15 protein-coding genes and 1 CRISPR repeat array are annotated in these 14,531 nt (G+C 67.2%); of the genes, 8 read left to right on the forward strand and 7 right to left on the reverse strand.

Annotated features, from left to right (window positions below; all coding sequences use genetic code 11):
- Nucleotides 1-26: 26 nt before the first annotated feature.
- The 7 genes from ACFOYY_RS21985 to ACFOYY_RS22015 form a co-directional block, all read right to left on the reverse strand.
- Nucleotides 27-410 (reverse strand): hypothetical protein, encoded by a 384-nt coding sequence (locus tag ACFOYY_RS21985; protein WP_386191422.1) that lies wholly within the window; start codon nt 408-410, stop codon nt 27-29.
- Nucleotides 400-711, reverse strand: coding sequence for a hypothetical protein (locus ACFOYY_RS21990; RefSeq protein WP_386191425.1), 312 nt, complete (start codon nt 709-711; stop codon nt 400-402). The genes ACFOYY_RS21985 and ACFOYY_RS21990 overlap by 11 nt, the downstream gene beginning before the upstream one ends.
- Nucleotides 708-1,121 (reverse strand): ATP-binding protein, encoded by a 414-nt coding sequence (locus ACFOYY_RS21995; protein WP_386191428.1) that lies wholly within the window; start codon nt 1,119-1,121, stop codon nt 708-710. The genes ACFOYY_RS21990 and ACFOYY_RS21995 overlap by 4 nt, the downstream gene beginning before the upstream one ends.
- Nucleotides 1,118-1,534 (reverse strand): SsgA family sporulation/cell division regulator, encoded by a 417-nt coding sequence (locus ACFOYY_RS22000; RefSeq protein ID WP_386191431.1) that lies wholly within the window; start codon nt 1,532-1,534, stop codon nt 1,118-1,120. The genes ACFOYY_RS21995 and ACFOYY_RS22000 overlap by 4 nt, the downstream gene beginning before the upstream one ends.
- Entirely contained in the window at nt 1,531-2,415 is an 885-nt protein-coding gene (locus ACFOYY_RS22005) for a hypothetical protein (RefSeq protein WP_386191433.1), read from the reverse strand. Before ACFOYY_RS22005 ends, ACFOYY_RS22000 begins: the two co-directional genes overlap by 4 nt.
- Before the next feature lie 104 nt (nt 2,416-2,519).
- Nucleotides 2,520-2,906 carry a WhiB family transcriptional regulator gene (locus tag ACFOYY_RS22010; protein ID WP_386191436.1) on the reverse strand — a complete coding sequence of 129 codons (387 nt, stop codon included), beginning with the start codon at nt 2,904-2,906 and terminating at the stop codon, nt 2,520-2,522.
- A gap of 183 nt (nt 2,907-3,089) precedes the next feature.
- Entirely contained in the window at nt 3,090-3,875 is a 786-nt protein-coding gene (locus ACFOYY_RS22015) for a GntR family transcriptional regulator (RefSeq protein WP_386191439.1), read from the reverse strand.
- A gap of 72 nt (nt 3,876-3,947) precedes the next feature.
- On the opposite strand from ACFOYY_RS22015, the gene ACFOYY_RS22020 reads away from it, so the two are divergent.
- The 8 genes from ACFOYY_RS22020 to cas1e all read left to right on the forward strand — a co-directional run bounded on the left by ACFOYY_RS22020 (nt 3,948) and on the right by cas1e (nt 14,531).
- Nucleotides 3,948-4,397 carry an NUDIX hydrolase gene (locus ACFOYY_RS22020; protein WP_386191442.1) on the forward strand — a complete coding sequence of 150 codons (450 nt, stop codon included), beginning with the start codon at nt 3,948-3,950 and terminating at the stop codon, nt 4,395-4,397.
- 623 nt (nt 4,398-5,020) lie between these two features.
- A CRISPR array of direct repeats spans nt 5,021-5,842; the repeat unit is 29 nt; unit sequence CGGCTCACCCCCACGGGCGTGGGGAGGAC.
- A 296-nt stretch (nt 5,843-6,138) separates the two neighbouring features.
- Nucleotides 6,139-8,868, forward strand: a complete 2,730-nt coding sequence (gene cas3 / locus ACFOYY_RS22025; protein WP_386191444.1) for a CRISPR-associated helicase Cas3' — start codon at nt 6,139-6,141, stop codon at nt 8,866-8,868.
- Between the two features lie 37 nt (nt 8,869-8,905).
- Nucleotides 8,906-10,459, forward strand: coding sequence for a type I-E CRISPR-associated protein Cse1/CasA (gene casA / locus ACFOYY_RS22030; protein WP_386191447.1), 1,554 nt, complete (start codon nt 8,906-8,908; stop codon nt 10,457-10,459).
- A complete protein-coding gene (casB, locus tag ACFOYY_RS22035) occupies nt 10,456-11,079 on the forward strand; it encodes a type I-E CRISPR-associated protein Cse2/CasB (protein ID WP_386191450.1) in 624 nt (207 codons plus the stop codon). The genes casA and casB overlap by 4 nt, the downstream gene beginning before the upstream one ends.
- On the forward strand, nt 11,076-12,197 hold the full coding sequence (gene cas7e, locus ACFOYY_RS22040) for a type I-E CRISPR-associated protein Cas7/Cse4/CasC (RefSeq protein ID WP_386191453.1): 1,122 nt from the start codon (nt 11,076-11,078) through the stop codon (nt 12,195-12,197). The genes casB and cas7e overlap by 4 nt, the downstream gene beginning before the upstream one ends.
- A complete protein-coding gene (gene cas5e / locus ACFOYY_RS22045; protein WP_386191456.1) occupies nt 12,194-12,931 on the forward strand; it encodes a type I-E CRISPR-associated protein Cas5/CasD in 738 nt (245 codons plus the stop codon). The genes cas7e and cas5e overlap by 4 nt, the downstream gene beginning before the upstream one ends.
- Nucleotides 12,928-13,554 (forward strand): type I-E CRISPR-associated protein Cas6/Cse3/CasE, encoded by a 627-nt coding sequence (cas6e, locus tag ACFOYY_RS22050; protein WP_386191459.1) that lies wholly within the window; start codon nt 12,928-12,930, stop codon nt 13,552-13,554. Before cas5e ends, cas6e begins: the two co-directional genes overlap by 4 nt.
- 41 nt (nt 13,555-13,595) lie before the next feature.
- Nucleotides 13,596-14,531 (forward strand): type I-E CRISPR-associated endonuclease Cas1e, encoded by a 936-nt coding sequence (gene cas1e / locus ACFOYY_RS22055; RefSeq protein WP_386191463.1) that lies wholly within the window; start codon nt 13,596-13,598, stop codon nt 14,529-14,531.

Raw genomic sequence — 14,531 nt, forward strand, 5'->3', positions numbered from 1 at the left:
TTCTCCTGCTCAGGTGGTTCGCTGGGTCAGACGTCGATGGTGAAGCCGCCGCCGCGAGCGGGCGCCTTACGGAAGCCGGTGCGAGCCTCGCGCTCGGGCTGGACGAAGTGCTTGTCGAAGGCGCCGGAGAAGCGGGCGGCCGCGACGCCGAACTGCTTGAGCGCCTCGGCGCCGAGCTTGAGGTAGGCGGCGCAGATACGGGCCTTGACCTTGGAGGAGACGCCGAAGCTGTACCAGCGGCCCTTGTAGCGGCCCAACAGGCCCTGGATGACCCGGGCGTTCATGTGCGAGCGCAGGAACATCTCGGTGGCGATGGTGCGCGTCAGCTCGGAGTAGATCTCCAGATCCTTGTTGGTCTTGAACTCGTAGTTCTCCCACTTCCGCACCAGGGCGGGCAGGTCAGTGCGCATGCGTGGACTCCTCAGGGTCGGTGTCGAACAGGTCGGCGTCTTGCATCGGGTCGAGTGGGTCAGGAACCAGGCAGCGGATCCAGGGGGCGACCTGGACGGTCAGCTCGTCACCGGGCCGGACCTGGTCGGCGGCGCGTTCCAGCAGCGCCTGGGCGGTGCGGTAGCGGGCCCACATGGCCAGGCCCGCGGCTCCCCCGCCAGGCTCCCCGGTCCGCGCCAGCGCGACGTCCACCAGATCGGCGGTACGGCGCGACAGGTGCGTGACCAGGGAGACCAGCAGGTCGATCAGGCGGAGCATCACCGGACCGTCTCCATCCCGTCCGCCGGAGTGGCCGAGGAAGCAGCCCAGTCCAGACGGCACCAGGCGACGCGGCCCGCCGGGGTGAGAGTGGCCTCATAGGCGTCGGCCAGACAGGCCACGATGTCGGCCAGCCCCCACCCGGAGGCACCCGCCTCACGGCGGGCCGGGACCGGTCGCGGCCCCTGGTCGATCACGCTGACCTCCACCGCGGCCGCGGTGACCTCGACCTGCACCGTGAACGCGCCACCGGGCACGCCGGACAGGCTGTGCAGGACGGCGTTCGTGACCAGTTCGGAGGTGACCAGGGCCACGTCGACGGCACGCGGGCAACCGGCGGGCAGGCACCCCAGCGCCCATACACGAGCGGCGGGGACCTGCTCGGGCACTCCGGCGAAGGCGCGAGCGGTCATGAGGGCACCTCCCGTAGCAGCGCGGTGATCGCGGCGTCGACGTCCAGGTGCTCGTGCTCGCGGCCCAGTGGAACCAGTCCGAACGCCCGATCCAGGAAGTCCTGGACGACCTCACGCTGGGCGTAGAGCGCGAACGGGTAACCGTGCTCGGGGGTGACGGTCAGGACGAGGTAGTCGTCGACCTCCTCGTGCGGGGCCACGGTCACGTCGCCCTCGCCGACCTGCTCAAGTAGGCCGGCAGCCAGCAACATCCGAGCGAAGCCGTACACGACGGTCTCCTTGCGGCCCTGGACGAAGGCCAGGCGCACGGCGTACGGGTCGCTGACGCGGTAGGACAGCACCGCCGCGAGCGGGTAGTCCGGCCGGTCCGTCGGCCACAGGGTGATCCCCTTGGTGATCTCGCGAGGGCTCATGCCGCACCGCCCGTCTGCGCACCGCCGCTGCGGACGGCCTTGGCGACGTCGCGGGCGGTGTCCGTACCGCATCCGAGGACCTTGCGGATCTTGTGGATGCCCGGCTCGGCGGGTAGTTCCCCGATCTCGATCATGCGCCGGACGCGGGTCGCCAGGACCTCGATGTCCGGCGCGACGGTGTACGCGGAGGGGTACCGGGTCACCGCGTTTGCCCTGTACTCCGCCCCGGTACCCCCGTACCGACGGCCGTGGTCCAGCGCGGTGAATCCGGCCAGGATGATCGGCAGCGCGGTCACGATGGTCACGGCGACGACGGGACCGATGAGGTGCATCGCCAGATCGGCGACCGAGAACGCCTCACCGTCCGCCAGCGACCACGGCAGGTACGGCCAGGCGTTCATGCCCAGGCTCATGAGCAGGAACAGCCACTCGATCCGCGCCAGCTTCGGGTCGTCGAGCGGCCGGCCCCGGGTGGCCAGGTAGGCGCGGGCACCGACCACGACCAGCAGTGCCAGGGAGACGAACGGCTCGACGAACCAGGCGGACATCCACGCGGGAGACCAGGTCGGGGCGCCGTCGGCGGCGAACTCCTGCACGCCTGCGGTGGACCAGCCGAGCGCCAGGGTCAGGGAGACCATCGCACCGGTCACGAGGAGCCGACGTGTCCGCGACGCCTGCCAGGCCCGCATCACGGGATCCTGGGCCAGCTCATGCAACCGCGCGGCCTCATGGGCGGCCCGGCGGCGCCTGCGGACCTTCGGCGTGTCGAGCAACAGCGGCGCGTCGTCCTCTTGGAGGTCCAGCAGAAGCCGGGCCTCGGCGACCTTCGCGCGCAGCTGACGGACCTGCCGGGTCTCGCCCTCCTCGCTCTCGTTGGACACGGACGGAAGACTCGGAGCCCGATCAGCCACGTACCGCTCGATCTCGGCCAGACCACGCGCGACATCCTCAGGAAAGGGCTCCGGAGTGGGGGTCGTGACGCTCATCAGGCCACCGCCTCCGAGTCCTCGGCAAGACGCTGGACGGCACGGCGGGCGATGCGACGTCGGTTGTGAACCATGTTCTGCCGCTCCCATGGAGCGGTACCGCCGCGGATGCCGTGGAACCAGGTCCGGGGCAGGTCATGCTCTTCGCGCAGCGCGAGCTCCAGGCACTCCGCCCGCACAGGACAGCCGCCGCAGAGCCGACGGGCGATGGCCTCGTACTCGGCGCGCCGGGCCTTGACCGCTTCCACGGGCTCACCGCCGCTCGGAGAGGGCTCTGGCGGGAACCAGGCGTCGGGGTCGTCGCTGCTGACGCATACCCCGGCGCCGAGAACACGGCGGGACAGGGTGGGGGTGGGCGTGATCAGGAATGAAATGATGGACGGCATCCGGGTGTGTCCTTTCCTGAGGTGAACCCGGGTTCTCGCGGCCCCGGTGCTGGAACACCGGGGCCGTCTTCGCTGACCTATCTGCCGTTCCTCCTAAGCAGTGGCTACAGATTCATCCGCAGACACCTACTCAACTAGAGGAGTTGCCCTCTCTTTATGACTCCTCTAGACGAGTTCGTCAAGCTATCTCGCCGGCAATTCGTAAGAGAGCAGGTAGGCGTCGCTAGACATGACCGTGTCGCACACCTCAACGGGGCGCCCATCAACGGCGTAAGCCGTACGAACCAGACGAAACACAGGAACGCCGGGAGCAAGTTTCAGCGCACGCACCTCATCGCGGAACGGCATTCGAGACTGGATCTCCTCGACGAAGTGATCGAGCTGGTAACCCAGCTCCTCCAGCCGGGCGTAGATGCCGCCGGGCCCGCTGTCCGGCTGCTCGATGCGGGTGCCCCTCGCGATCTCAGCCGGAACATAGGAGACAGCCGTCTCCACCGGCTGCCCATTGATCAAGTACCGCCGAGAGCGGGAGATGACCGAGTCGCCCTCTCCGAGCCTGAGCCGTTCGGCGACCTCGACCGGCGCCTGGACCTCGGTGATCCTGATGGAGTCCACCGACGGCTTCCCACCGGCCCCTTCGGTCTCCGCGATGAACGCGGCCTTCCCCTGGTCGCGGTGCCGACGGGCGAACCGGTCGGAGGCCAGCCGCCGAACCGGCGGCCGCGACCGCACGAAGACCCCGCGTCCATGCTCGGCCACCGTGAGCCCTTCACTCTGCAGGACCTGGAGGGCGTTTCGAATGGTCATCCGAGCGACGCCGTAGTGCTGCATGAGCTGAGCCTCGGAGGGCAGTTTGTCACCCTCGCGGAGGGTCTCACGGCCGATCGCGTCTCGGATGTGATCGGCTATCTGGCGGAACACGGCCCGGTCGCCGGCCGGGTCCAGCTCCGGCAGCGAGAGCTCCGCCATGCCCTAACTCCTCAACTCGTACATACGTGTACCGTCGAGTCTAGTGACGGCCAGCGCGAAAGGTCTGTAGCCATGGATCACGAGAACATGCACTCCGTGAGCGTGGCCGGTGTGATCATCGACGACCAGGGGCGCGCGCTCCTCATCCAACGACGCGACAACGGGCACTGGGAAGCACCCGGGGGGATCCTCGAACGGGACGAGGACATCGTGTCGGGGCTGCTTCGCGAGGTTCGCGAGGAGACCGGCCTCGAAGTCGAGCCCGTGGCCCTGACCGGCGTCTACAAGAACATGCCCCGCGGCATTGTCGCCCTGGTCTTCCGCTGCCGCGCTGTCGGAGGCCAACTCACGGAAAACGACGAATCACGCGCCTTCCGCTGGGCCAATGCCGACCAGGTTCGAGAGCTGGCATCTGAGGCTTTTGCTGTCCGCGTTCTGGACGCCATGAGCATGCACCACGCTCCCGCAATCCGACAGCATGACGGCACTCACTTGCTCAACGTGACCCATAGCTACCTGTAGGGATACCGACCGCCCCCACAGGCGCAAGGAAGACTTCGGTACCCAAATCGGTCCTGCGATCCACTGGATTTACCCCACTCGGGGATGCTCGCTCTAAGCACTCGATGACCGATGCACGACAGCCCACTCACGAGCATGGTGAGGGCTTCGGAGCGAAGACCTGAACGCCAGAGGTCAGCAGCTCACCCCACCGGGCGTGGGACACGAACAGTTCAGAAATCCCAAAGGGGAACTGAGACCCATAAGACATAAAAAGGATTTTCAGCAATTCAGTCTTCCTCAATAGCGCTCAACCCGTACCTTCAGTACCGGGAGGCGCACATGAAAGTTCGGGTGCAGATCAACGAGAGCGATCTGAGAGTTTTGTGGCAAAAATCCAAGTTGACGGCATGGTGGATATCATTAGTAGCTATAGGATTCTTAGGTAGCCGACTTTTTTGAGCCTGCAGAGCCTCTCCTCACCTTTAGTGAGGGTGAACCAGTACGAGTTGAACGCCGAACGCCAGAATTTTCTTTTCCTCACATTTGTGAGGGTAGCAGCGCATTAAGCTGTATAGAGAGTCGGCTCATCTCCACGAGCGCGGAGAAGGAAATCAGCCCTTCTCGCAGGACGGAACTGGGACCGGTTCACCCCCATGGGTGTGGGGAGGACACATGTGGACGGTCGCCCGGGAGATCGAGCAGCGGCTCACCCCCAGGGGCGTGGGGAGGACGCTCGTACGAGCTGCTGATGCGGCTGATCCGCCGGCTCACCCCCACAGGCGTGGGGAGGACTCGATCGTCGTGATCGTGCCGTCCTTGTTGACCGGCTCACCCCCACGGGCGTGGGGAGGACTCTGCCGCGCCGACCTCCATGGTGCAATTCGTCGGCTCACCCCCACGGGCGTGGGGAGGACGTCCGCGGGCAACACGTACCGCCAGGCCTGGCCGGCTCACCCCCACGGGCGTGGGGAGGACCGGGCCGGGCCCGCGTCGTCGCTTCCAGCGCGCGGCTCACCCCCACGGGCGTGGGGAGGACGCGACCGCCTGCTCACGGTCGGCTGCCGTCGGCGGCTCACCCCCACGGGCGTGGAGAGGACCTGCGTCGCACACGACGCAGCGGACCGTCTGCCGGCTCACCCCCACGGGCGTGGGGAGGACGGGAACACGTCAGGCTGCAGCTCCCGCTGCCACGGCTCACCCCCACGGGCGTGGGGAGGACATCCCGTCCCTCCGCGCCGAGACGTGGGCGGCCGGCTCACCCCCACGGGCGTGGGGAGGACGTGTTCTTTTCGGTCATGATGGGACCTACCTCTGGCTCACCCCCACGGGCGTGGGGAGGACGCCCACCCTGATCCAGAGGAAAAGCGCCGGCACGGCTCACCCCCACGGGCGTGGGGAGGACTTCCGCCATTCCCTAAGTGAGACCGCAGTCCACGGCTCACCCCCACGGGCGTGGGGAGGACACTTTCCGACCTGCGCTTTCACATTCGCACTTGAAGTTTTTGGTAGGCCGAACGCGTGATCGAAGGCATCGCAAGCCAGCCTACCCCTCCCCCAAGAGTGAGCTTCGAAGGCCCACTCGCCCCAAAGTTCGCACAAATACACCAAAGCCTATAAAAGCCCCTGCCCAGAAAATCGAATAAATTTCACATTCTTTGTCTGAGATGAAATGTCGGTGGGCGTCTCTACAGTGATCTCTCGTAAATCCGGCCGACGGGCACACCCCATCGGCTGGCCCGCTCGGCCACGGAGGGCAGAGATGGAAGATCACCGGGACGTCGACGTCGCCCTGTGGGGCAAGTCGCGAGGGCTGCCGAGGCGGTATCCGCTGGTCTGTCACCTCCTTGACTCCCTTGCGGCAGTTGAGGTCCTGTGGGATGAATACCTCTCACCGGGCCTGCGCGCTTTGCTGGCGGACGAGTTGGGAACCGATGAGACACACGCCCGTTCCCTGCTCGCTCATTGGGCGGCACTGCATGACATTTGTAAGTGCATGTCCTGTTTTCAGGAGCAAGACAAAATAGGGTTTGGCCAGCTCTCCGGCTATTTGGAGGTAAATGCTGACCCTAAAGGTCACGCGTTTGCCGCGCATGTCTGGCTGGGGCAGCTTCTGGCGGCTCTCGGCTACAAGGTCGGCAGAACGGCGTCTCCCGCCGTCCGGGTCGCTCAACTGTTGGGCGGCCATCACGGCACGTTCTTTCCGTTCAACCACCACGAGTTCCGTAACCCGCTGGGCTCGCTGCCAACGCTCGGGGAGGGCAGGTGGGAGGAGCAGCGTCAGGCCATCGCCACCGTGGTGTATGAACTGGCTGGTCATCCCGCGCCTCCGAAGGAGGTGTCCGACGCGGGCGGGGCCCTTGCGTGTGGGCTGGTGATTCTCGCGGACTGGCTGGTGAGCCAGGACGCCTTCTTGCGTGGGCGGATCAGCGCCGGTCTGCCGGAGCGTGGTGACGTGGATTGCCTCGAACGCCACCTGGCTCGTAGCCGGGCTGCCGTCCCACGGCTGTTGCGGGAGGCGGGGCTGGGCCGGTTGTCGTTCAAGCCGGGTGGATTCGTTGATGACTTCCCGTTCGAGCCGAATGACCTGCAACGGTCGATCAGCGAGCGACTTCCCGACCTCATCAGCGACGAACCCGATCTTTTGCTGATCATGGCGCCGATGGGTGAAGGGAAGACCGAGGCCATGCTGCACGCGGGGCGGCTGATGGGTGAGGCGTCGGGGCGGCCGGGTTACTTCGTCGGGTTGCCGACGATGGCCACCTCCGACCAGATGCTCCGCCGGGTGGACGGCTTCCGCAGAGACCGGATCGAAGGTGCCGGCTCGCTGAGCCTGCTGCACGGCATGGCCTGGTTGAACGCCGCTTACTCCCCTGAGGGTGAGGAGGTCGGCGTGCTGACTCATGACCCCATGGCGACCCGTTGGCTACGTGGCAGTAAGCGTGGTCTGCTCGCCAATCTCTCCGTGGGGACGATCGACCAGGCGCTGATGGCGGTTCTACGTGGGCGGCACAACGTGCTGCGGATGCTCGGCCTGGCGGGGAAGGTCTTCGTGGTCGACGAGGTCCACGCCTACGACTCGTACATGCAGGGGCTGCTCAAGACGCTGCTGGGTTGGCTGGGCTCGTTGAAGGTTCCGGTCGTCCTCCTGTCGGCGACGCTTCCCGTGGCGGTGGGGCGGCGGCTGGCGGAGGCCTATCTGGCGGGTGCCGGATGCCGGGATCAGCAGATGCCCGAAGTGGTGTATCCGGGGTGGATCTATGTGAGTCCGAAGACGGCTGTGCCTGTACAGGTGGCCAGCAGGGAGCGGGAGTTGCACATCGAGACCCGCGATGCCCCGATCGCCTCTGATGGGCGCCCTGATCGGTTTCCCGCTCTCCGCGAGGTTCTTTCGCCGCTGGTCCGTGAGGGAGGGTGTGCGGCGGTGATCTGTAACACCGTCGCCGAGGCCCAGCAGACCTATTTGACGCTCCGTAGCTGGGCGCGGGCGTCGGGGGCGGAAGGCCTGGTGGTGCCGGAGGTCAGACTGCTGCATTCGCGGTTCGAGGCGTACCGTCGCGAGCAGATCACCGGGGAGATGGTGAGGTGGTTCGGTAAGGAGGCCGGGGACGATCGGCCGACGGCGGCGATCCTGGTGGCGACGCAGGTGATCGAGCAGTCCCTGGATCTGGACTTCGACGTCGTCATCAGTGATCTTGCACCGATCGCCCTGCTGCTTCAACGGGCGGGTCGCTGCCAGCGGCATCCGGTGCTCGACGAGAAACGAAGGCCCTGGGCGAGGGATCTGATGCGGCTGGTGGTGCTGAACCCGGCCGACCCGCAAGGGGCCCTGGTCATTCCCCGGGCCTGGCCCCATGTCTATCCTCGGGCCCTGCTGCGCCGTACTCACGACGTGCTGGCGAGGCTGCCGGGCAGTGTGGTGGCCATTCCTGGAGCCATTCAGGGGCTGGTCGACCGAGTGTACGACGAGAACTTCGACGACGAGACTTCGCCCTGCGTCAGTGACGACGTGGCCCGGCTGGCCGACGAGCAGGCGAAAGACCTGTATGCGCAGATGGCCGCCATTCCCCTGCCCGGCCGTGTCGGCGATCTGAGCAGGCTCAGCGGGGACGACTTCGTGAGCGAGTTCTCGACCCGGCTGGGTGCCGACTCGGGTCGGGTCGTCTGCTGCACGGTGGCGGCCGACGGACGGCTCATGCTCGGTGACGAGCCGCTTCCCGTGAGCGAGGCGGGAGGTAAGGGCGGGAGGAAGTGGTTCACCAAGGAGCAGGTCCGGCTGGTGATGAGCAACACCGTTCCGGTGCCGGGGACGTGGCTGCGCGGGCTGTCGGCTGACAATGCCGCGCCGTCGGCATGGGCTGACAGCCCTCATCTCAGTGATCTCGTCGTGGTCCGGATGTCCGGGGAGCAACGGTCCGGCCTGCTCGGCGATCGGCAGCTTTGGTTGTCACAGGAGCTGGGGTTGTCGGACTTTCCTGCCGTGGTCGATTGAGGCCCGCGCTCATCGCGCAGAAGAAGAGAGGGATGCCGTGTCGTATGACCTGCTGACCCGTCCTTGGTTGTCCGTCCGGACGGGGGATGTGCGAGAAGAGATCGGGCTACGGGAGCTGTTCGAGCGTGCGCATGAGCTGACCGACATCGAGGCCTCGCCTCCTCCTGGGGCGTCAGGGCTGTGGCGGGTGCTGACCGTGATCGCGGCTCGGGTGACCGGCCTGGATGACATGACCTTGAGCGATTACGAGTGGGGTGAACGGCAGGCGGAGGTCCTGGAGAGGGGGGCGTTCGATCAGGAGGCGGTGGAGAAGTACTTCGGGAAGCATGAGGGGCGCTTCGATCTCTTTGACGCGGGTCGGCCGTGGTTGCAGGATCCTCGGCTCCGGGAGGAGTGCAAGGGCAGGTCGGGCGTCAACAAGCTCGTCATGTCCCGGCCGGCCGGTAACAACCAGGTGTGGTTCAACCACGCGACCGCGCTGGATCCCCCGCCGGTTCCTGCTTCGGAGGCGGTGTTCCACCTTCTGACGCAGCTCTACTACGGTCCGTCGGGTCAGTGCACCCCCCGGGTGGTCTCGGGGACCTCCGGTGGGAACAGCAAGGCCGGTCCGTTGCGCAGGACGATCTCGTTCCACCCGCTGGGCCGTACCGTCTTCGAGTCGCTGGTCGCCGGGATTCCCCCGGCTTACCTCTGTGACTCCGGTGGGGCCGATCTCGCTCCTTGGGAGGCCGAGGAACTGCCCGACCCGTTGGGGGTGCCGCCGCGGCCCAGTGGCCTGGGCGGGGTGCTGGCCGGGCGTTTCCAGCACGCGGTGTTGCTGGAGCCGTCCGCGGACGGTGAGTCGGTCGTCGACGCGTGGATCACCTGGGCGTGGCGAGATCGGGAGCTCCCGGCTGAGGATCCGTACCTGGTCTATCAGCAGAACAAGGAGGGTTCCTTCTACGCCCGTCAGGCCGATGCGAGCCGGGCGCTGTGGCGGGACTTCGACTCGTTGCTGCTCGAAGACATCGGTGACGAGCATCGTCGCCGGCCCGCCGTTCTGGCGGCGCTTGAGGATCTGCGGGGCACGCTGCTGCCGGTTTTGCGGGTCCGGGCCTTCGGGTTCGACCAGGACGGTCAGACCCGTGACAAGGAGTGGACGGTCGGGGTGACTCCGGCGCTGCTGGCGCTGGCCAGCGACATCCGGGTGGCGCGTGCGATCAGCGACATGCGACAGGCGGCCGAGCGGGTGCAACAGCATCTGCGGTGGGCGTTGCGTGATGTCTGGATCGCGCTCAACGACCCGTCCAACGGGGACGGCAAGCCACAGCGCAAGGACGTCTCAGAGGGGCCGTGGCCCGCTCAGGGGGCTTACCGGTACTGGGCGCGTGCTGAGGGGATCTTCTGGCGCCGGGTGCGTGAGCGGCGTTTCGACAGCGTGGTGGATGACTTCCTACGACTGGGGCTGGAGGTCTACGACGAGGTGACCGACAGCGCGGGATCCCTGCCCCGGGCCAAGCGGGCGATCGAGCTCAAGCGTGGGCTGATCTACAAGGCGCGGGCTCCGATCGGTAAGGCGAGCAGGACGAGCAAGACGAAGGAGCGTGTGTGAACTCGATCCCGTCGATCGACACGGCTGACAAGTACGTGGGTTACCTCAATCGGGTGACCCGGAGTGATCCAGGACGCCGTTCGGCCCTGCGCAGGGGGCTGGGGCGGCCGGTGGAGGACGTCCTGGTGCGCAAAGCCCACGCGGTCGTGGTGCCGTGGCTTCCTACCCGGCCCGGTCGAGCGGTCGAAAGCGCCTACTACTCGGTCGCGGCGTTGATCGCCGCTCAGCCCGCCAGGCGCCAGGGGCAGGCGGAGGAGGCGCCGACCGTGGTGACTCCCCCGGCGGCGCCGGACGGCCCGGAGAAGCCCAAGCGGTCCACGACCAGCATCGGTGCGACTCTCGGCGGTGCCGTACGGGACGGCAAGCTCAATGCCGACACGGTGGAGGCGCGCCTGCATCTGCTGTGCCGTCAGGACGTGGCGGGTCTGCACCGCCAGTTGCCCGGCCTGGTTCGCCAGCTGGCCGCCAAGGAGGTCGCGCCTGACTGGGGGCGGCTGCTGATCGACCTCAGCTGGTGGGAGTGGGGGCGCGATCGGGTGGTCAAGGGCTGGCTACAGGACTTCTACCGCGCGATGAACAGCACGACCGGTGACAACGACCCTGAAAGTGAGGACCAGTGACCACTGCCCGATACCTCGACGTGCACGTGCTTCAGACGGTGCCGTTCGCCAACCTCAACCGTGATGACCTGGGGTCGCCCAAGAGTCTGGTGTACGGCGGAGCGACCCGGACCCGGGTCTCCAGCCAGTCGTGGAAGCGTGCCGTCCGGCTGGAGGTCGAGCGGGCGATCGGTGACCCGGCGGTACGGACCCGGCGGGTGCCGGCAGAGGTGGCCGCCCGGCTTCAGGAGCGGGGGTGGAGCGAGGAGGCGGCCCTGGCTGCGGGGGCGCAGGTCGCTCTGTCGGCCAACAAGAAGGAGGGCCTCAAGCTGGAGGACAAGGGCGGCACCTCGGTTCTGCTGTACCTGCCGAAGGCTGCGCTCGATGCGCTGGCCGACCTGGCCGAGGAGTACCGCGAGGCGATCGAGCAGACGGTGGGGGTGAAGAAGCCCAAGGGGGTCCTGCCGGTCGAGCGGGTGGCCGCCGTGCTGTCGGAGCGCAACGGTGTCATCAACCTGTTCGGTCGGATGCTGGCCGAACTGCCCGGCGCAGGGGTCGACGGCGTGGTCCAGGTGGCACACGCGTTCACCACGCACGAGGTCGCCCCGGAGATCGACTTCTTCACGGCGGTCGACGACTGCCTGCCTGAGGACGCGGTCGGCAGCGGCCACATGAACAGCGCCGAGTTCAGCGCGGGAGTGTTCTACCGGTACGCCAGCCTCGACCTGGCCGGCCTGCTGAGCAACCTCGGCGGTGACGCGGTGATGGCGAGGGAGCTCACGACCGAGTTCCTAAAGGCTTTCGTGTCCTCGCTGCCGACGGGCAAGCAGACCGCCTCGGCCGCCAACACGCTTCCTGACCTGGTGCACCTGGCGGTGCGTGCCGACCGGCCGATCTCGTTCGCGGCGGCGTTCGAGGCTCCGATCCGGCCGGAGCAGGGCATCGCGGCGCCGTCTCGCAGGCAGCTGGCACATCACGCCGGGCGGCTGGAGAAGCTGTGGGGCACCACCGGTGTCGTCTACCGCGGGTACGCGTGCATCGAGGACAAGCCACTGGAGGGCCTGGGAACGCAGGTGGACTCCTTCGCCGAGCTCATCGGTGGCGCGGTTGCCACCGCCCATGGGGAGCCCTCGGCATGAGCGGCCTGGTGCTGCGGCTGGCCGGGCCGTTGCAGTCCTGGGGGGAGCACAGTGTTTTCGCTCAACGTGACACCCTGCGGTTCCCTACCCGCTCCGGCCTCATCGGTCTGCTCGCCTCCGCCGAGGGGTTGAGCCGGGGCCGACGCCTGGACGCTTATGAGGCGTTGCGCTTCACGGTTCGGATCGACCGGCCCGGCGTGCAAATGATCGACTTTCACACTGTCGGTGGCGGTCTGCCCCGCGGAGTGCCCCGGCCTGACGGTACGCAGCGCTCCCGTGAGACGGCGACGATGGTCACCAGACGCCAGTACCTGTCGGATGCGGTCTTCACCGTCGCCGTCGAGGGCTCCGAGCAGCGTGTGGACGAGCTCGCCGCGGCGCTGCGGCAGCCGTACTGGCAGCCGTACCTGGGGCGACGGTCGTGTCCGCCGGATCAGCCGTTGCTGCTGCGTGAGACGGACGACCCGGTGACCCACCTGGAGACGAGGGTGCCGCTCGCTCGCCGTCTCCGGGGAGATGAGGAGCCCATGGTCGAGTTCGTCACCGAAGGCGCCATGGACACGGCCGACGCGGTGACTGAGCTGGCCGACGTCCCGGAGAACTTCAATCGGTACGACCGGCGCTACGGCATCCGCACCGTCAGCATCAGCACCCGGCCGCTGTCCAGGGAGCTGTGTCACACCGGGGAGAAGTTCTGGGACAGCCTCATCGCCTACGTCCAGGAGGAGCTGTGACGGCCTGGCTGGTTCGGATCCTGCCCGACGTGCGGCGGCGGGACGTCAACAACGACCTGGCCGACCCCGACCGGCTGCACAAGCGCATGATGATGTTGGTGCCCGACGAACTGGGCGAGCAGGCCAGAGCCAAGACGGGTGTCCTGTTCCGGGTGGAGGACACCCGGAACGGCCTTCAGCTCCTGGTCCAGAGCGGCATGAAGCCCGATCTGTCACGGTTGCCCGACGGGTACGGGGAAATCGCCATGCGTGAGCTGGACGGGCTGCTGGCGCGGCTCAGGTCCGGCACGGTGGTGCATTACCGCATCGCGGCCAACCCCTCCAAGCGGCTCGGCAGGAACGCCGGCCCCAAGGAGGGCAAGATCGAGGCGTTGCGCGGCGCGGCCGCCGAGGAGTGGTGGGTGAGGCGCGCCGCCGCCAACGGCCTCGTGGTCTCCACAGTGTCCTCGCAGTCCCAGCAGGACATCCGAGCCAAGGGCACGATCCGGCACGCTGTCGTCCGGTTCGACGGCAGCGCGACCGTGGCCGATCCGGAAGCTGTGCGCGCGGCCGTACTGCAAGGCATCGGACGCGGCAAGACATATGGCTGCGGGCTCCTCAGCATCGCCCTGGCACGACCGTGACCAGCGCCGCGCGGCGTAAACTCGCCGCTCCGACGCTCGCGATGCTGCCACGAGTCTCGGACTCCCTGTCGTTCCTCTACGCCGAGGCGGTCCGGGTCGTGCAGGACGACACCGGTGTTTGCGCCCAAGTCGAGTCGGCTCGGGGGATCGATCGCGTCTACATCCCGACGGCCTCCCTGGCGTGCATGCTTCTGGGGCCTGGGACGTCGATCACTCAACCGGCCATGGCGACGATCGCACGGCACGGCACCTCTCTGGTGTGCGTGGGAGCGGGCGGAGTACGGAGCTACGCCGGAATCATGCCCGCCTCTCTGACCACATCGTGGCTGGAGAAGCAGGTGCGTGCCTGGGCCGACGACAAGACTCGCCTGGAGGTCGCGGTCCGGATGTACGAGGCTCGCTTCGGCGTCGCCTCCGCACCGGCCGGAGCGTCCCTGGCCAAGCTTCGCGGGCTGGAAGGCCAACGCATCAAAGCGCTGTATCGGCTGCTGACGACGAAGCACGGAATCAAGCGGTTCAAGCGGAACTACGACCCGGAGTCCTGGGACGATCAAGACCCCGTCAACAAGGCGCTGTCGGCGGCCAACTCCTGCATGTACGGCGTCGTCCACGCGGCGATCCTGGCCCTCGGCTGCTCCCCGGCTCTGGGCTTCGTCCACAACGGCACTCAGATGTCCTTCGTCTACGACGTCGCCGACATCTACAAGGCACGTGTGACCATCCCCCTGGCCTTCTCCCTGCACGCCTCCGAAGACCCTGAGCGGGAAGCACGCAGACGTCTCCGCGAGGACTTCAGGGCGTTCAAGCTCATGCCGCAGATCGTGGCCGACGTCCAGGCACTGATCGACCCCGACACCGGAGGGACCCATTACACAGATCGCCAGAGCGATCTTGTGCATCTGTGGGATCCGCACGCGGGTGCTCTTCCCGCAGGCGTGAACTACGGGTCCGAAACCTTCGACTTTTCATCGGAGTAG

Origin of the sequence: Streptosporangium jomthongense (assembly GCF_042650425.1) — a bacterium.
In the GTDB taxonomy this organism is placed as follows: Bacteria; Actinomycetota; Actinomycetes; order Streptosporangiales; family Streptosporangiaceae; genus Streptosporangium.